Source organism: Zobellia sp. OII3, from assembly GCF_002211465.1.
Taxonomy (GTDB): Bacteria; Bacteroidota; Bacteroidia; order Flavobacteriales; family Flavobacteriaceae; genus Zobellia; species Zobellia galactanivorans.
Genome location: NZ_MWRZ01000015.1, coordinates 13,764 through 33,438, shown reverse-complemented (window position 1 = coordinate 33,438; position 19,675 = coordinate 13,764). Strand labels below are relative to the sequence as shown.

Genomic DNA, 19,675 nt, shown 5'->3' with positions numbered 1-19,675 from the left:
TTAAAATTGAAAGTTTAATCCTGTCATGATGGTACGGCTCTGTGGGTAGGACCCCTCGTCAATACCGGCGCGCAGGCCATTATAAGAGTTTACGTCCGGATCAAAACCGGTATACTTTGTCCAAGTAATCAAATTGGACGCCGTTACGAACACATCAAGTTTACTAAGTCCGAATGAACTGATCAACTTAGAAGGGAAGCTATAGCGCAGGTTGACGTTCTTTAGCTTTAAATAAGAACCATCTTCTACCCATCGGCTCTGTACCCGACTATCGGATTGCATAGGGTCATCGCGAACCGGTTTTGGAAAATCGGTAACATCGCCCTGTTCACGCCATCTATCGAGTGCATCGGTAGAAAGGTTGTTATAGCGGACCACTGAATTTCTTTGATGGTTGATCTCGCTATAAATATCATTGCCATAAGAGAACTGCATAAAGACGCCAAGACTAAAGTTTTTATAGCTAAAGTTGTTCGTGATCCCCCCAAAAAAATCAGGCTGGGCATCCCCGATAACCTCACGGTCGTCTTCATCAATGATATTGTCGCCGTTAAGGTCGTTCCATATAGGGTCGCCCCCTTTGAACACCTTGCCCAGGGCCCCGTTGGTAATACCGTTTACATTGTCCTCATCACGGGCATATACCCCGTTGAACTTCCATCCGTAGAAGGTACCTATCGGCAATCCCTCCTGTAAGATATGATAGGTTCCGTTCTGTATATATCCATTGGTCAACAAGTCGTCGGGCAAATCTTTTACCACGTTACGGTTGGTGCTGATATTAAAATTGGTATCCCATTTAAAGTCACCTACCAAGTTACGCGTAGAAATCAGGAGTTCTACCCCTTTATTTTCAATGCTTCCTATATTCTGCGTGCTATAAGCGAAACCAGAAGTTCTAGGTATAGGTACGTTGTACAACAAATCGTTCGTTTCCTTTAGGTAGACATCCGCATTGACCGTGAGCCTGTTGTTCATAAAAGACAGGTCCAGGCCCGCATTGTATTGGGTAGTGGTTTCCCAGGTGAGTCCAGAATTCGGCATTACCGATGGCGATGCCCCGGAATACCCCAAATAATTGGTGCCCACTAAAAATTCACCTTGGGAAGTATAGTTTCCTATGGCTTCGTTACCCGTCTGTCCCGCGCTAAACCTTAATTTTCCATCGGAAAGGAAATTTACGTTTTCAAATATATTCTCATCGGAGAACCTCCATCCCACGGAAGCCGAAGGAAAATAACCGAAACGGTTATCCTTACCAAAACGCGAAGAACCATCGGCCCTCAGGTTCATCTCCAGCAAGTACTTGCCTTTGTAATCGTAGGACAACCTTCCGAAATACGACAACATGGAGTGTTGGGTATGGATGTTGGCCTCTTGTCCGGAAATGGTTCCCGCCGCATTTAAGGTGATGACGTTATCACTAGGAAAAAACATTCCCTCAAGGCCGGTACGCTCATAGTTCCATTCCTGAAAACTAAAGCCCGCCAAGGCGTTAAGGTTATGCCCCTTGTTGAAGGCCTTGTCATAGGTCAAAAACGTTTCGTTGCCCCAAGTCAAGTTGTTGAGCGAGCTGGTCGCCCCAGAATTGTAGCCTTCCCGATAATCTAAGGAAGATGGAAGGAACTCGTCTTCCTTCATATTGAGGAAGTCTAAGTTCAGGTTACTGCGCAACTTCAATCCTTCAAAAAAGGTAAATTCACCGTATTGGTTACCGATTACCCTATTGGTCTTGTTCAAATGCGTTGCGTATTCGGCGAGACCTACGGGATTTCTTTTTCCAAATTGATACCCGTTCAAAGAACCGTCGGGCAAATACATGGCATAGGATGGCGGTCTGATCAAGAGTTCACGGACCACACTTAAGTTACCCGTTCCCCCCGCGTTTATTCGGTTATTCACCCCGTTCGTATAGGAAATGCTCTGACCAATTTTAAATCGGTCGGAAACATCAAAATCAACATTTAAGCGCGAGGTCACCCTTTTGTAGTTGGAATTTAGGATGATACCGTCTTGATCCAAAAAGGAAGAACTCCATGAATACTTGGCATTCTCCGAACCACCTTGTACCGATACGTCTACCTTATATTGTGGCGCGACCCGCAACAATTCTTCTTGCCAATCGACATCACCATTGTTTTTAGGGTTCAAGGAATCAATGACCGTCCAGTTCGGTTCAACGGGATTGTCCATATTCAGGTAAGAATCTATAATCACCTGTCGGTACTGGGAGGCGTTCAAGACACTGAGCTTTCTCGTAATCTGGCTCGTACCCGATGTAAAACTGATATTCACCTGGCCTTTGCCTTCCTTTCCCCTTTTGGTCGTGATCATCACCACGCCGTTTGCGGCACGGGAACCGTAAATTGCGGTAGAAGCCGCATCTTTCAGAACCTCGATGGATTCAATGTCATTGGGATTGATATCGGAAAGCGGGTTCAAACCGAAGTTTTCCGTTCCGTTCAACGAAGAAAGGGAATTCGATTCAACGGGTACCCCGTCTATCACGTACAATGGGGAGTTTCCCGAGTTCAAGGAAGAATTCCCCCTGACCCTTACCGTCATACCGCCACCGGGCGCCCCGGAATTGGAAACGATCTGTACCCCAGCGGCCCGTCCTTGTAAAATGCTCAAAGCATCCTGTTGGTTGGTCTGGGCAATATCTTCCACACCGACGGACACCACGGACCCCGTCAAGTTCCGCTTCTTCTTTTTACCGTAGCCTACCACGACGAACTCGTCGAGTTGATTGGCTACCAGCTGTAAAGCAAGGTCCAATTCTTCCTTTTCACCCACTTGGATCTCTACAGCTCGGTAACCCATAGAAGAAAAGCTCAATACGGCTTCAGGGGAATTTACTTTTATTATATACTTTCCATCAAAGTCGGAAGCCACCCCATTTGTGGTTCCCTTCTCCACGACACTGACCCCGATAAGAGGTTCACCACTCTCTTGGTCGGTAATTTTCCCTACTATCCGAAGCTCTTGCGAAAAGCCAAAACCATGAAGGAAAAACAACATCACCCAAAGAATACCAGTCTTTAAGAAGAACTCTCGACTACCGAAATGCGAACGATCGGATTTACTTTTTTTACTCATAAAACAATGTTTAACTGGTTATTAGAAAAGAACTATCAACGCCTAATGATCTCAAATATAAAATTAAGATCGAATTAATGCAAACGTTTGCATAAAATAACTGTAAAATCTCCTTAAATTTTATTCCCACTTAAGAATAATTGGCTAAAAAATGTTAAATTTGCAATATATACACATCATAATATACGTTTAGAGAATATTTCTTCTAATTTGAGATTGTAAAATTTACGCAAACGTTTGTTAAAATTTACTTATGGGGAATTCCAGAGTTACCTTAAAAGATTTGGCAAAGGAGCTGAACTTATCGCCTTCCACGATTTCACGGGCCATCTCGGGGCACCCTGCCATTAGCGATGCCACACGTAAACTGGTCCAGCAAAAGGCAGACGAACTAGGCTTTACCCCCAATTCCATTGCCTCGAGTTTTAGAAAAAAGAAAACCCAGTCCATCGGTATTATCGTTCCCAAGATCGATATACACTTCCACTCCCTGGTCATTAGTGGTATTGAAGAGTACGCCTATAGCAAGGGATATAATGTTACCATTTTTCAATCGAAAGATTCCTTCGAAAGGGAAAAAGAGATTACCCGTATTTTACAAAACAGGATGGTCGAGGGCATTATCATCTGTCTTTCGAACGAGACCAAGTCGTATGCCCATTTTAAAAAATTCGCCAAATTGGGGGTACCCGTAATTTTCTACGACCGCGTCCCGACCAATTTTAACGCCAACAAAATTGTCATCAACGATTACGAATCGGCCTTTAAGGCAACGGAGCACCTTATCCAACAAGGCTGTAGCCGCATCGCCCATATCGCCGGAAACCAGTCGACCCACATTTTTAAAGACCGCTTGGAGGGCTATAAAACGGCTTTAAAAAAACATAAGTTGCCCATAGACCCGTCCCTTATTCTAGAAACCAAGAACCTGACCTACGAAGAAGGGGCCGAATGCGCAAAAAAAATGCTGGCCCTACCCGAATTGCCCGACGGATTGTTCTGTTCGAACGATTATACGGCGATCAGCGCCATTCAGGTCTTTCAAAAGGCCCATATCAAGGTTCCCGAGCAAATAGCCGTAGTGGGCTTTAGTAATTACCCCATATCAAGGGTCATAGAACCCAACCTTACCACGATTAACGACCGCGCCTTTCAAATGGGGCAGGCCGCCGCAAGCCTATTGATCCGACAGATAGACGATACCGATAGTTTTGTAGAGTTCGAAACCATTACCCTCAAGACCGATTTGGTGGTCAGGGCTTCCTCAATGAGAAAAGCAAGCGACACGAAATTGTAGTTAAATTCCCGTCCCTAAAAAACCAACACCCCTCCTCACCCAAAAAATAAAATAAAGGCAGAAGCCGTGTTCGGAATTCGATGTATAATGATGTACATTGCACCGATTTTATGAAGTTCTACAAGATATAAAAGCCGATTTTACGCATTGAAACTTAAGAGCAAAAAGAAACTAGTAAGCTACCTCAACATCTTAGACCAACCCGTAAGGTTCAACCCCTTCGTCTTTAGTCGCACGTTTTTGTTGTGGGCCTTTCTTGGATTGGTAGGCGGAACCATTGCGGGGGCGTATTGGATCGCACTCGAGTTTTTGACCCACCAATTCGCTTTTTTCACTGGATGGCAAGTGATTCCCTTTATGGCGGTTTGCGGACTTTTAGCGGGTTTGGTAATCTACTTTATCGGAGACCCGGGAGAAATCCATTTGATCGTGAACAACATTCGGTTCAACAAAGGGAAGCTTGACCCCAAAAATAATCCTTCAATGGTGCTGTCGTCCTTATTATGTGTGGCATCGGGCGGAAGTCTCGGCCCCGAAGCCCCATTGGTACAAATAACGGGTTCGACAGGCACTTGGATCGGAAAAATCTTCCGGCTAAAGGGCGAAGAATTACGCTCATTAAGTATCGCAGGCATGGCCTCGGGTTTTACGGCCTTGTTCGGGGCCCCTTTAGGCGGTAGTCTGTTTTCCTTGGAAATACTCCACCACAAGCACGCGGTAGAATATTACAAAGCTATAATTCCCGCCTTTGTCGCAAGTTGCTTTAGCTATTTGATCTTTGCCCTGATCGTCCATTTAGGATTGGGGCCTATATGGGATTTATCCGCCTATGAATATTCGGGGATTTTCGATTTCGGCTATGCCGTTCTCTTTGCCATAATCGGGGCGTGTTTTGGTTGGGGCTTTATTTTCTGCACCAAATTTTTTAAATCGGTATTCGAGAAAAGCCCCATTCCCATTTACATTAAAACCCTGATCGGTGGCCTTTTGCTCGGAACCATCGCCTTTTACCTTCCGATCACCCGATACTTCGGGCATCACGAAATTAACGAACTCATTGCCGGGGATTTTTCCTTGACGGTATTGATCGCCATATTGGTGTTTAAACTAGTGGCCATTTCAATTACCGTGACATCAGGTTGGAGGGGCGGATTTATTATTCCCTTGTTTTTCGTCGGGACGACCTTGGGATTGATTATCCATCAATTGTTTCCAACGGTCAACCTAACATTGGCCATTGTCAGCTGTATGGCCGCCATTAATGCCTGCGTAACCCGAACCCCAATGAGCACGACCATCTTGCTCGCTACCTTGACCGGCTTCGGACATTTTATCCCCATACTGTTTGCAAGCTTGACCGGTTATTTTTTAGCCCCAAGAATACCTTTTATAGGAGCGCAAATGGAAAATAAGGAGGACGCATAGGAATACCACCCCCAAAACTCAAAAAGCCCTTAGGCGGCATTAGGCTGTATGCTTCGGAAGCTTCACTCTCGACGGACATGTTTACTTCATTATGAAAATTAAAAAAGCTCCTCTGTCTATTAAAGACCATTACCGTTCAGTCCTCTATCGATACTATCAGGGTAACGACTACTATGTCATCGGCTGACTTCTCTACCTAACCAACTCGTAGTTGTAGAGACCTCCCCAGAGCCTGCCCCGATCTTTATCGGGGTAAGAACATCTTCTTTCACTTGATTCCTGCCGCATCTACATTAGTTCACTTTTGGTATTCTTATGGGCTTTGTAATGATCTGCTTACTTACCCGTGCATTTATGCCTCATATGCGATTCCTGTTCGTCGGTACCAAGTTTTGTAGGGTCGCTTCCTCCAGATGTAACCTCACGATTACCACCCTTGCAACTTACTAATGGCTCAGGGCGTTACCCCTGCCCATAAGGGACTTGCACCCTCTAAATGAATTAGCTACCTTTCGATAAATAAAAGATGCCCATGCTGGGCACACACAATTTATATAGTGTATAGCTTCCTATCGTCAGCTTCGTCACCATATACTAACAGTTGTACAACATTATAACCAACCGGTAACCATTGATAAAATTCTTTAGAAAAATTCGCCAAAAATTGCTGACTGAAAATAAATTCAGTAAATATCTACTTTATGCTATCGGTGAAATTATACTCGTTGTGATTGGAATATTAATCGCTTTACAGATTAACAATAACAATAATTACAACGAACAAAGAAGTCTAGAGCAGGAATATTTAATATCCCTACAATCAGAATTTGAAACGAACCTGAATCAAATAAATGCCTCTATTCAAGAAAATGAGCTGCGTATACAGTCACTTGAATATCTATTGACTTTATTTGACAAAAATGTGCTTGACACAGTCAATAGTCAAATAATTTCCCAAAAGTTCGCCCCTATTTTCGGCAGTGAAATCAGCTATGTACCGGCAACAGGAGTTTTAAATGACATCATTAGTTCAGGTAAGCTCAATATGATTTTGAATAAAAGCTTAAGGCAAAACTTAGCCTCTTTTAATAGTTCTTTGGATTTTTTAAACAAACAAATAAATGGAGCTGAATTCACAGACGAAAAATTGCGTACTATTCTTTATGAAAAGGGAAGTATACGGAAAATAGTGACGGATATAGGATTTATGAATTTTGAGCACGAATCGATTTCCGAAAAGCTCGATAACAAGCTGGTGTTCGAATCAATTGAATTTGAAAATTACCTACTGGGTTATCGATTGTTAGCTGATGCCACGAATGGACCGCGACTATTTGGTCGCATAAAGAAGGAAATAGAAACCATACTAAAGGAAATTGAGCAAGAACTGGAGAAATAACGAAAGCACAATAATGGCTATAGTAAATAGGGCATAAAAGTGCCAAATTTAAAGGCTTGGGTGAGTTTTCCAAGCCCACCAAACCTTTCGGATATACTCATGTGATTTCTATTTTCAATAAAGAATTCGTGATAACGCTGCGCTAAGTTGGCAATTAGAAAATAAAGATAATTACACAACGCAAAAGTTTTGACGAAGTGTAAGACGGAAGGTTGGTTGCGTGCCACCTGCCCTATTTAGCTCAGCCCAACCGTTAGCACCAATTCAATAAAAAACAAAATTTGAATTATTAACCCAATTTTAAAGATGAAATTATTTTATACAAATTATGGGACGGATAAAAGTATAAACTCTGATAATCCAATTGAAACTAATGCAGAGGATGCTATAAATATTTTTTTAGAATTAGTAGATGAAGATGAAAGTTTTATTGGTTTTGTAGATAAAAATGATAAATCTATCCAATTCATAAATGAGAAAGAAAAATGGCTGTTGGATATTCCCAATCCACCTCATTTTGAAAATCTACAAGCATATGTAAACGACAAAGAATGTATCTCTTTAATTGAAAAAATTATCGATGAAAATAAAATAAGTCTTGACATGAAATTATATAAGGTAAAAATTATGAATGAGACATTAAACGATATATTGCTTCAAGAACAAAATAATAAAAGAGGCGAATCTAAGAAAGCAAAACCTTTTTGGAAATTTTGGTAATCTAAAAAAACAACACTTAAAAATTGTTCAGATAATACAAAAAATGTTCGGTTTAACGAGAGGAAATCACCGCAGGGAACAATGCGCCATAAGCTTACGGTCGCTGATGATGTTCTCCACATACCCCACAAGACAGAGTATGAAGAAGACTACCGGTTCTATGCTCTTTTGGCCGCTGTCCCCATAATAGCCTTGGGTAAGACCATATAGGAACCGCAGCTCCAAGACCTCCTTTAACCTTCTGTAAAAATTGCTCTTCGGAATACGCTCGCTTAACTGCTAATGGGCGAACAGCGTTTCTTGACACCTCTTTTTTACCTTCATACCTAAAACTAACGCCCCAACGTTAAGATCACGTTGACCCTCTATGTTTTTTTCGTTAACTTGTGCAACAGGCACGCCGTATATAAAAAACTGCTGGTGTTAGGCTTAAACAAAGGTCGTTGCAAGTTTACTACTTCTGATTTTCCTTCGGAAAAACCTCGCACGCAAATCCTCAACTATTCTTATACGTAAGCATTGTGTAAAATATTGAAAAACTTTCCAGAATTCAAGAAATAGTGCTGATTAGATGTAACCATTGCGAATTAAAAAAGAATCTAAATAAAATGAAAAACCTGTTATTGATACTATTGACTTTTTCAATCTTGATTTCTTGCAAATCAAATCAAGAAAAAAAAGAACAGCAAGAACCAAATAGACAAAAACCTTCTTCGACACAGATAATTTCTGAATTGGATAGTAACGAAGACGGAAAATTATCGAAAAGTGAAGTAAAAGGACCAATCGCTGACGATTTTACCAATATAGATAGTAACAATGATGGCTTTTTGACCATAGAAGAACTTAATAAAGCAGAAAAGAATCAAGAGCATAGACCCCCACAACAAACAAATACAAATTTGTCAAATGAGATTGACGCTTCGGTTATGACCATTCCAGTAAATACGAATTATTTTATTTCAGAAAACATAATTGATGGAATACAAAAGCAAATAGTTGAATTAAACGGAATTGAGACACTTTGTTATGTCATTAAAACAAATTCCCAAGCAACTGAGCATAAAATGGGACCTTGGTGTCCTAGACATATCGAGGATGGAATGGAGAAAGCTGGAATTTGGTTTAAAGATGATAAAGTTTATGATGTTTCAGGACACTTTATTGCTAAATTAGATGAGTTTTACAGCGATGACAAATGGAAATTATATAGAGAAGATGGAACGATTAAAGTAACCGATACAGAAGAGGGTTGTTTGGCGGCAGCAAAACCAAATGTAGAGGAAGAATATCATAACCATTGTGTAGAATGCTTGCCCGAATATTTCAAAGACCAAGTAACCACTTTTGTAATTCCAGTCACCCCAAAATATATAAAAACCGCTCAAAGTTTTGGAAGAGGAGGAATAGGAGTTGCTTTCAACGGAGTTAAGTATGACCCACCTGCACCAACACACGCAATATTAGCAGCTCATACAATAGCGCCTTTAGATGACCACGGAGGGCACGTAAATCCGCACGGAGGCTATCATTATCACGCAGTTACCGGCTCAACAAAAGAAATTCCGCAAACTGATATTCACTCGCCAATTATCGGTTATGCAATCGACGGATTTGCAATTTATGGCTTATTGGATAAAAACGGAAACAAGCCAACAGATTTGGACGAATGTGGTGGGCATTCCGATGATAAAAGAGGATATCACTATCACGCTGGAGAACCTGGTGGAAACCAAATTATAAAATGTTTACACGGGTTACCTGGGTATACAGAAGTAAAAGAGTAAAAAACATTATACACAACAAAGAACCGTTGCGCATCTCGACATGGCGTCCCAAACCCTTATTTTTTCAAATAAAAAAACCATAACTTACTGATTTTAAAAGGGTACATTTATAAAGTCGCTAAATTAAAAATTACGCGATAGCGAAATATTCAAAATTTAACTTTGGACAAGAAAAAATAGAACTAAACAAAAAGCTTTAGCTATGTTCGTAGACAGAAACAGGCCAGCGCACCAACTCGCCCACTGCTGTCGCAGATGTCGTACCTCCGATCTGCACTTAGCCCAAGCCTTATCTTCAATTGAAATAGAGTATGATCAAAGCTGATAAAATAATCCACAAATACTGTTTAGTCTTGGTAACACTCATAATCTATGCCTGTCAAGCCGAGAATAAATCAGCAGACATTTACAGCTATCAAATTGACGATAAGACTGAAAAAATTGAAACGCTAAAAAAGTATTTAACAAAGGAATCAGGTCTTATTGAAGCTGAATATCATATATGGTTCCAAGACAATGGAACAGGTAGAATTCCTGGACCTTCAGATTATAATATTAAACTTGCATTAAAAGTTGAACCTGACTCTCTTGATTCTTGGACTAACTATCTTGATCGATCATCAAAAAAGATATCAATTGACCTATGGGACGAATTGCAACTAGATAAAAACTTTTGGAAGTTAGAATCCGAACCGGAGTTATATCACTCTAGTTTGTCTACTGAAGTGAAATTATTATTTAGAAAAGAAAATATCATTCTTTGTATTTATTCGACAATGCCTGTCGCCCTTGAATATCTTGATGAATAAACGAAGATTGCCTATATACTATTTGACGAAATAACTCTTTTTAGATTTTATTGGATCTATGACCTTATAAAGAATATAAAAACTAAAGGGTTTATGATAAATCGATAAAGGATAGTTTTGGACTAGAAATTATTCTCGATAAAATTAAACCTGATTTATCGGATTATGATATGATGCTTGCGCCAGTTCGTCGCGCTCGTGTCAGTTTGGTGTGTACCTGTAAAGTTGAGTGCCACCCCATCACCTACCCATATTCGAAACCGTTAGATTTTATTATGAAAAAAATAACACAATTGTAAAATTGGAATACTAATTTTGCCCGGAATGAAAGAAAAGCTGGAAATAAAAAATTGCTACTTAATCCTGTCCGTATTCGGACTAGCATTGTTGCTTTTACTTTCGCCGTGTAAGGTTAGGAACTTTATACAAGCCGAGCTAGATTTCCCTCAAACAAACGTATTAAATAAAAGTCGGACCACAATTTCGGCAACAAGCTGTGTGGCTTTTGATATTGCCGAAATCAACCATTCATCTTCAACATCAGATACAAAAGCACAGGACTTTTTATATAATAATGAGTTATTTGCTTTTCATTTTCCTACTCGATTAAAGGTTAACAACACCTTTCGAATCCGTGCTTCTAAACGGGTTCCTTCCATACCCCTTTACATTTTATACCAAAACATCCAGGTCTATTCGTAGTTGACTATTTACGTTCAAACCAATCAGTTAACCAACTGTATTTAATAATCAATCCCTTATAAAAATGATAACTCAAGATAAGAATCTTGAAGTTAGCTACACGTATTCTTGATGGGGGAAATCTTACTAAAAAGAGCTTTATTACTTTAACGATTTAGCAAGCAATAAAATGAAAGAAATAAATATAAAGAACGATTCAGGCCTATTAGCTTTAGCTATTAGACTTGTAGTAGGCTGGACCTATTTTTCAGCTTTCTGGAGGAGAACAATTCTAGCCACCAAATTAGACCCAGATCTACCGGGTTACATTGGGGAGAAATTCAATCACTTTTTACCAAATGCACTTGGTATAAAACCGATAATTCAATATTTAGTAGAAAACCCAGACATTTTATGGATAAATATGGTCGCCTTTACAATCATTGAAGGTATAGTAGGTCTATTTATCATTTTTGGTCTTTTTACAAGATTGATGAGTATTGGCGTTTTTGGTTTGGCCATGGGAATACTTTTAGGTTCTGGATGGATTGGTACGACTTGTCTTGATGAATGGCAAATAGGAGTGTTGGGAATTGCCACAGGATTTGTTCTGTTCTTAACAGGAAGTGGAAAGTATTCATTAGACAACTACTTTGTAAATCATAATTATTCATTCACCAAAAAGAAATGGTTTGCTTGGCTTGGCTCTGGTACTATTCCTATCAAAGAAAGAATTTTCCCGAAAGTAGTATTAATAGGATCTTTGCTTATTCTTGGGATTACCTTAATGACCAACCAAGTATTTCACGGTGGCTTATGGGGCACACTACACAATAAATCCGTAAAACCTAAACTAGAAATTACAGAAGGTAAAATTGAAAATTCGACACTTTCGTTCGACGTATTTAGAACAGAAGGTGTTGATGTTTACGGCTCTTGGGTAATAGCAATTGAGTTAATTGATAAAAACCATAATACAGTCCTTCAATATACTCAAGAAGATTTAGCTCAATTGAAAAAGGAGAATTTCGATAATTATTATATTGCCAAAATCAAACCAGGAGAACATAGCTTAATTGTTCCATTGGGAGCTAAAGCTAGAATAAGCTTAAATCATACGGTTTTATCGAACATGGCAAATGGAATATACACCCTGAAAATTACAGATATTAGCGGTGCTTTTTGGACACATTTGATTGAAAAATAACTAAAGCTAACAATAGTGGCCGTTGCGCAACTCGACATGGAGTCTACCCCCTATGTTTTGAAATTTAAAATATCATAACATACTGGTTTTTAAAAAGGTATTGTACCGATTACGTATCAGGATTGACGTGTTTATTTTAAATTTTGAGTTGTGCAACAGGCACAATGTATAAAAAACATAGCTATTACAGGCTCTCCGAGAGCTTTGTGTGTATTTGCGAATACCGCCTAATTTAAAAATCCGGATCGTGTACAATCCGAAAAGCTAGCGCTTTTTTATGCTGCGTTTCATACACAAGGTCGCTAGCAATACTAACAAAACATTTCGTGAGTGAAAAACCATCGTATTTTAACGTCCTTGGAACGTAATGTTTTAGAACAAAAATTGATTTAGAGTTTCAAGCAAAAATGTAACCTTACCTGCTTTTAGGGATGGCTACACCCAGATGGATTTTATTCATGCGTAATTGTTGCGCCAAAGGATTTTTCAACAAGTTTATGTAGAGGCTTCGATCAAGCCAAACTGTTGCTCTGATGGACTTTATTGTTAAGTTCTATAACAAATTTAAACGTACCTTTGTAGTCAAATGCAAGAAAACAGACTTTCAGATTGGTTACCAACAACGAACAAAGAAGTGAAAATTCGGGGTTGGGAAGAATTAGATGTTATTCTATTTAGCGGAGACGCCTATGTAGATCATCCTTCATTTGGACCAGCCGTTATCGGTCGCATTCTGGAAAGCTATGGCTTAAGAGTAGCTATTGTTCCGCAACCGAATGTGAACGATGATTTGCAAGATTTTACAAAATTGGGGACGCCAAAATTATTTTTTGGAGTTACCGGTGGGTGTATGGACCCCATGGTGAGTAATTATACCGCTAGTAAAAAACGTAGGGATAAGGATGCCTATACCCCAAATGGTGATAAAGGATTTCGACCAGATTACGCCACATCGGTTTATTCAAATATTTTAAAAGATAAATTCCCGGATGTTCCCGTTTTAATAGGGGGTATTGAAGCTTCCCTGCGTCGTGTTACGCACTATGATTATTGGAGTGATAAATTATTGCCAACTATTTTAGAAACTTCTAAAGCAGATATGTTGGTGTATGGTATGGGTGAACAACCTCTGCGAGAAGTGGTTGAGCTCTTGCAAAAAGGAGTGCCTTTCTCGAGTTTAAAAACCATAAAACAAACCGCTTTTTTAATTGATAAGGATGAAGCTACCCCTAAAAACAAAAATTGGGAAGATGTAGAAATTCATTCGCACGATGTTTGTTTAAAGGATAAGAAAAAATTTGCCTCTAACTTTAAAGTCATAGAGCAGGAATCTAATAAGCTTAAAGCTAGACGAATTTTTCAAGGCGTAAAAGATAGAATATTGGTGATAAATCCACCATACCCAACAATGACCGAAAAGGAAATTGATGCTTCTTTTGATTTGCCCTACACTCGGTTACCGCATCCGAAATACAATAAACGTGGGCCAATTCCTGCGTTTGAAATGATCAAGACTTCCATTAACATTCATCGTGGTTGTTTTGGAGGTTGTAGTTTTTGTACGATTTCGGCACACCAAGGAAAATTTATTGCCAGTAGAAGTGAAGAATCTATTTTAAAGGAAGTCGACAAAGTCGCCAACATGCCTGATTTTAAAGGCTACCTATCAGATATTGGAGGGCCGTCGGCCAATATGTACAAGATGAAAGGGAAGGTACAGTCCATTTGCGATAAATGTGTGGCCCCTTCTTGTATTTCCCCAGTCATTTGCAGTAATCTAGATACCTCTCACAAACCGCTAACCAAGTTATATCAAGCCGTAGATAAACATCCTAAAATAAAAAAATCATTTATCGGAAGTGGTATTCGTCACGATATGTTAGTGCCCGAATTCAATAAAAATGCGGACCCTAAAGAATTAGATGATTATACGGAAGAGGTAATGACAAAGCATATTTCCGGGCGTTTAAAAGTGGCTCCGGAACATACGTCCGATCCCGTCTTAAAACTGATGCGGAAACCTTCCTTTCAATACTTTCATAAATTTAAAGAGCGTTTTGATAGAATCAATATAAAGAAGAACCTGAAGCTTCAGTTGATTCCTTATTTTATTTCAAATCATCCTGCTTGCGAAGTAGAGGATATGGCCAATCTAGCGGCTGAAACAAAAAATATGGGTTTTCAGTTAGAACAAGTACAAGGTTTTACGCCAACACCAATGACGGTTGCAACGGTTATTTATTATAGTGGATTTCATCCTTACACACTAAAACCGACCAAGACTCCAAAAACAAAACAAGAAAAGGATGAGCAGCATCGCTTCTTTTTTTGGTATAAAAGGGAAAATAAAGGCTGGATCAGAAATACGTTGAATAAATTAGGCAGAAAAGATTTGGTAGAAGCATTAGTGCCCGAAAAAGAAAATGATTCTTGGAAAAGCATTAAACCGAAGAAAGTTAAAAACACCTTTGATGACGCGATTCCTGCAAGTCATTCACGCCTAAAAAACAAACGTAAATCTAAAAATAAGAGACGTTAAAACGTCTGCTACCCCATTCGAAAATTGAAAAGTAAAACTCCCAATGCCAGAACTTGATGTCATTCATGAAAACAAAGACTATATTGTTGTAAATAAAGCGGCGGGACTTATAAGTGAAAAAAGTCCTTACGAAGCGGTCACAGTCGAGACTCAGGTTTTGAATCACCTTTTAAAAAGTAAGCGGAAGCCTTATCTTGGCATCATACATAGGTTAGATCGCGTTACAAGTGGTGTCTTAATTCTTGCAAAGAAGAAAAGCATTCTTGTAGAATTCAATAACCTTTTCAGTAGCCGTAAAGTTCAAAAGACCTATTTGGCAATTGTTAAGAATAAGCCGGCAAAGAACAAAGGGAACCTGGTGAATTTTCTTGTAAAAAACAACTTAGAAAAAAGAGCGGACATCGTCCCGACAAAATCAAAAGACGCCCTGAACTGCTCACTTTCCTATGTGGTTATAGACAAAAACGATTTCGGTTATCTTTTAGAAATTAAGCCAAAAACAGGTCGATTCCATCAAATAAGGGCGCAATTAGCCAATTTAGACCTTCCTATTATCGGAGATGAAAAGTATGGTTCGGATCAAAAATACTTTCCCCTATCCATTTGCCTACATGCATGGAAAATAACCTATGAAAACTCAAGCTCCAAAGAATCCCAGACCTTTGAAGCACCTCTGCCCAATAACGATTTTTGGACATTCAAATCCATCTAGACCTATCGATTATTTTTAATAAGTACTATGGTGCAGAAGAACTGTATTCGAACAGATTTCAGTAGGTTTGAATCTCCACAAGCAGAACGTACTTACTCAAACGTATCACTATTTTTGCTGTCAAAAGTAACCGTTGCACAACTCGACATGGTGTCCAATCCTCTTATTTTTTGAAATAAAGAAGCATAACTTACTGATTTTAAAAGGGTATTATTTCCATTAAGTATCAGGATGGACGTATTTGTTTAAGATTTTGAGTTGTGCATCAGGCACAAGGAAAAAAAATATACGGCGGTTAAGGCTTTCTGAAAGGTCTCTGTATTTGCAATCTTGCCAACTACAAAATATGGGATTTACAAAAAATGATAAAAGCAAAATATTTATATTTGGTTTTGTACCAAACAGAAACGTATCGCTTATCACCTGCCCTATGTTTCTTATACTGACGTTTACAACAAGTTGGTACGATATTCAAGCACCAGAAAATGAATAAAAGAAAACAAATGTACCAAAGCACATTATTTATTGTTTTATTTACATTTTATCATGTAATAGGAATAGCACAAGAAAAAACAGATTCAAAAAAACCTATAACATTTGAACCCACTTGGGAATCTCTTAAGCAATATGAATCGCCAGAATGGTTTCGCGATGCGAAATTTGGTATTTGGGCCCATTGGGGTGCACAATGCGAACCTGAAGCTGACGACTGGTATGCCCGTAATATGTATATTGAAAAAACAGCAGGCTACCGTTTTACGGATAGTACGGGAACGGTTGGGACTGAAACAAATCGACAATACCTTTACCATCTAGATCATTACGGCCATCCTTCCGAATTTGGTTTTAAAGATGTAATCAATGAGTGGAAAGCAGAGAATTTTAATGCCGATTCATTACTTACCCTTTACAAAGATTGTGGGGCTCGTTATTTTATGGCAATGGCCAACCATCATGATAATTTTGACAACTACAATTCTAAATACCAGCCTTGGAACTCGGTAAATATGGGTCCCAAAAGAGATATTATCGGAGAATGGTCCAAAGCTGCTCGAAAATTAGGTTTACGCTTTGGTGTCAGTGTACACGCTTCCCATGCCTGGAGCTGGTACGAAACCGCACAAGGTGCTGATACTGAAGGACCATATGCCGGTATTCCTTACGATGGAAAGCTTACAAAAGCTGACGGAAAAGGTAAATGGTGGGAAGGCTATGACCCTCAGGATTTATACGAGCAAAATCACAAAGCAAACCCAAACAATATTGTCGAATGGAGCTGGGACCCGAATTTAGGTGTTCAAACTCCAGATTCAGCTTATATAACAAAATACTACAATCGTGTAATCCAACTTTGGGACGATTACAAACCGGACCAAATTTACTTTGATGATTTTGTGCTTCCATTGTATGAGATTGATTCAACCCTAGGGCTAAAAATGGCAGCACACTTTTACAACACCAACACTAAATGGAACGGTAGAAACGAAGCTGTAATGAATACCAAAATGTTGAATGAAGAGCAACGTGATGCCATTATGCTCGATATTGAAAAAAGCAATGCACCCGATATATTACCTGATGCATGGCAAACGGACGAATGTATCGGCACATGGCATTATAACAGACAAATGTACTATCAACACAAGTATAAACAGGCAGCTGAAATAATACCAATGCTTGTGGATATTGTGAGTAAAAACGGAAACTTGATGCTTAACCTTCCATTACGGGGCGATGGTACTTTAGATTCAGATGAGATTAAAATTATTAAGGAAATTGGAGCTTGGTTAAAAATAAACGGTGAAGCCATATATGCCACACGTCCTTGGAAGGTAAGCGGAGAAGGCCCTTCTACAAAAAAAGCACCTCGCCACCAGACTTTTGGAAGCAGTTATACCGAATATAGCAGCGAGGATATACGTTTTACCCGCTCAAAAGACAACAAAACGCTTTTTGCCATTGTATTAGCTTGGCCAGAGGACGGGAGAATTAATATTAAATCACTGGCTAAGGGTGCACCCACTGCGGAAAAAATAAAAGATGTATCTCTAATTGGTTATGAAGGTAAAATTAATTGGAAACTGGGTGACAAAGGCTTGCAAGTTAACCTCCCTAACAAACTGGTAAGCGAACACGGTTTTGCCATCAAAATTCACAAAAAACCCTAATTTATAAATATTAAGCAGTATAGAAAGAATAGAGATACAACGCCAGTGTACCACAAGGAGCTGAGTTCAAAAACAAAGCTTCCCGTCCCGCTTTTTCAAAGGTATTTCGTGAATTTCAGGTTGTAGGCGATCGCCGAGAGATGTATCACCTTGTTGGCCTTTGCCCATCCTATGCTGTTTATCTTCCTGAGTCCCATGAACTGGGGCAAGGGACCGAAAGTGGGCTCCACCGTACGGTCGTCGTTGAACACCTTGGCGAACGGGATCTTCTCTTTTCCCTGCATGGCTAAACTTAACAACCCAACGTTAAGATTACGTTGATCCCATATGGTTTCTTCGTTAACTTGTGCAACAGGCACACAACCTAAACATAACACGGACCTTAAGGCTGAATTTAAAGGTCAGCGTATATTTATCAAGTCGCAAAATTGAAAATTACGCGTCAGCGAAATATTCAATTTTTGCATTGGACCGTAAACGACAAAACAAACAGTTTTTGCCAAGTGCGTAACGGGAAGCATTCCCAAGGTATCAACTCGCCCGCTACTGTTGCAGACACCGTGCCCCGTACTATAAGTACTGTGACAAAAAACATATTTTATTGAATGAACAGACAACTACTTATGATAAATAAACGCGATTTTTACGCCATCGTTTTGTTCATATGCTCCACTCAATGGATGTATGCCCAAAATCTTGAAATTACACATGGCCCCTACCTTCAATACCTAACCTCCAATGAAATAACAATTAATTGGAGTACTTCTAAAAATTCTATATCATGGGTTGAATACTATAAAGAAGACGGATCAAATTTTTATCAAAAAGAAAGAGAGAAAATATTTAATGCATCTGATGGACTAAAAAATATAAGTGTACTACACAGTGTAACACTAAAAAACTTGGATCCTGCGACAAAATATGCCTATCGTATCTACTCAACAGAAGTAAAAGATGATAGGAGTTTTGGAAAAACCGTGGCGACCCAAGTATACAAAAGAGCACCACTTTATTTTACAACACAGCCCATAAAAAAAGAACAAATATCGCTTCTAGTACTAAGCGATATGCATGAAAATACCGAAAAAGTAGGCAGCCTTTTGAAAGGCGTTGAATGGGACAAAACAGATTTTGTATTGTTAGATGGTGACTTTGTGGATTCCTTTGAATCGGAATCCGATCTGTATGATGGGGTACTAGATACATGTGTTGATATATTTGCACAAAATAAACCGCTAGTTATTGCAAGAGGAAATCATGAAACAAGAGGCAGAAAGGCACATGAACTAAAAAAATACTTTCATTTCCCAGATAACAAATATTATTATACCTATACAATAGGAACTACATTGTTTATTGTATTGGATTCAGGAGAGGATAAGGCTGATTCGGATATAGAATATAACGGATTTGCAGATTTTGACGCATATCGTAGCGAACAAGCTAATTGGTTATCGGAAGTCGTAAAGTCAGATGCCTTTAAAAATGCCGAACATAAAATAGCTTTTATGCATATTCCGCCCTATGATGACAACAGAGGACAAGAATGGCATGGGGATCTTGAAGTAAGGTTAAAGTTTGTACCCATACTTAACAAGGCAGGCATAGATTTAATGGTCTCTGGCCATACACACCATTACTCATTTCAGCCTCCTAAGATTGAAGAAAACAATTTTCCAATTCTAGTTGCGGACCATAAGACGCGATATAATTTGTTAATTGATAAAACGGGAATTAAGATCAAGGGAATTGACATCGATTCTAAAGAGGTGTTAAACATGTTCATTGAGAAATAATATTAAGCTTCCGGTATCCTAAAAAAACAAGGAGCC

General features: G+C 39.2%; 14 protein-coding genes. 11 read left to right on the top strand and 3 right to left on the bottom strand.

Annotation, left to right across the window (positions count from 1 at the left end; all coding sequences use genetic code 11):
* Positions 1–3,099, bottom strand: a complete 3,099-nt coding sequence (locus B4Q04_RS21100; protein ID WP_088697998.1) for a SusC/RagA family TonB-linked outer membrane protein — start codon at positions 3,097–3,099, stop codon at positions 1–3.
* Positions 3,100–3,352: 253 nt separating this feature from the next.
* On the opposite strand from B4Q04_RS21100, the gene B4Q04_RS21095 reads away from it, so the two are divergent.
* From B4Q04_RS21095 to B4Q04_RS21080, 4 genes are all read left to right on the top strand, one after another.
* On the top strand, positions 3,353–4,396 hold the full coding sequence (locus B4Q04_RS21095; RefSeq protein WP_088697997.1) for a LacI family DNA-binding transcriptional regulator: 1,044 nt from the start codon (positions 3,353–3,355) through the stop codon (positions 4,394–4,396).
* A gap of 147 nt (positions 4,397–4,543) precedes the next feature.
* Positions 4,544–5,821 (top strand): chloride channel protein, encoded by a 1,278-nt coding sequence (locus B4Q04_RS21090; protein WP_088697996.1) that lies wholly within the window; start codon positions 4,544–4,546, stop codon positions 5,819–5,821.
* Between the two features lie 631 nt (positions 5,822–6,452).
* On the top strand, positions 6,453–7,220 hold the full coding sequence (locus tag B4Q04_RS21085) for a DUF6090 family protein (protein ID WP_013994663.1): 768 nt from the start codon (positions 6,453–6,455) through the stop codon (positions 7,218–7,220).
* Positions 7,221–7,526: 306 nt separating this feature from the next.
* Positions 7,527–7,940, top strand: coding sequence for a hypothetical protein (locus B4Q04_RS21080; protein WP_013994662.1), 414 nt, complete (start codon positions 7,527–7,529; stop codon positions 7,938–7,940).
* 66 nt (positions 7,941–8,006) lie between these two features.
* Here B4Q04_RS21080 and B4Q04_RS22880 read toward each other — a convergent pair whose 3' ends face one another.
* A complete protein-coding gene (locus B4Q04_RS22880; RefSeq protein ID WP_201723432.1) occupies positions 8,007–8,165 on the bottom strand; it encodes a transposase in 159 nt (52 codons plus the stop codon).
* 383 nt (positions 8,166–8,548) lie between these two features.
* Here B4Q04_RS22880 and B4Q04_RS22985 point away from each other — a divergent pair, with 383 nt between their 5' ends.
* From B4Q04_RS22985 to B4Q04_RS21040, 6 genes are all read left to right on the top strand, one after another.
* Positions 8,549–9,727: a YHYH protein gene (locus B4Q04_RS22985; RefSeq protein ID WP_088697995.1), complete on the top strand. Its 1,179-nt coding sequence runs from the start codon at positions 8,549–8,551 to the stop codon at positions 9,725–9,727.
* A 311-nt stretch (positions 9,728–10,038) separates the two neighbouring features.
* A complete protein-coding gene (locus B4Q04_RS21065) occupies positions 10,039–10,536 on the top strand; it encodes a hypothetical protein (RefSeq protein ID WP_013994659.1) in 498 nt (165 codons plus the stop codon).
* Between the two features lie 871 nt (positions 10,537–11,407).
* The gene (locus B4Q04_RS21055; RefSeq protein ID WP_088697993.1) at positions 11,408–12,424 is read left to right on the top strand and encodes a TQO small subunit DoxD; all 1,017 of its coding nucleotides are present in this window, start codon (positions 11,408–11,410) and stop codon (positions 12,422–12,424) included.
* 586 nt (positions 12,425–13,010) lie between these two features.
* A complete protein-coding gene (locus tag B4Q04_RS21050) occupies positions 13,011–14,963 on the top strand; it encodes a YgiQ family radical SAM protein (protein ID WP_013994656.1) in 1,953 nt (650 codons plus the stop codon).
* Positions 14,964–15,006: 43 nt separating this feature from the next.
* Positions 15,007–15,675: an RluA family pseudouridine synthase gene (locus tag B4Q04_RS21045; RefSeq protein ID WP_013994655.1), complete on the top strand. Its 669-nt coding sequence runs from the start codon at positions 15,007–15,009 to the stop codon at positions 15,673–15,675.
* Between the two features lie 485 nt (positions 15,676–16,160).
* Positions 16,161–17,843: an alpha-L-fucosidase gene (locus B4Q04_RS21040; RefSeq protein ID WP_088697992.1), complete on the top strand. Its 1,683-nt coding sequence runs from the start codon at positions 16,161–16,163 to the stop codon at positions 17,841–17,843.
* A 95-nt stretch (positions 17,844–17,938) separates the two neighbouring features.
* On the opposite strand, the gene B4Q04_RS21035 is transcribed toward B4Q04_RS21040, so the two are convergent.
* Positions 17,939–18,202 (bottom strand): hypothetical protein, encoded by a 264-nt coding sequence (locus B4Q04_RS21035; RefSeq protein ID WP_236631071.1) that lies wholly within the window; start codon positions 18,200–18,202, stop codon positions 17,939–17,941.
* Between the two features lie 246 nt (positions 18,203–18,448).
* On the opposite strand from B4Q04_RS21035, the gene B4Q04_RS21030 reads away from it, so the two are divergent.
* On the top strand, positions 18,449–19,639 hold the full coding sequence (locus B4Q04_RS21030) for an FN3 domain-containing metallophosphoesterase family protein (RefSeq protein WP_088697991.1): 1,191 nt from the start codon (positions 18,449–18,451) through the stop codon (positions 19,637–19,639).
* Positions 19,640–19,675: the final 36 nt, after the last annotated feature.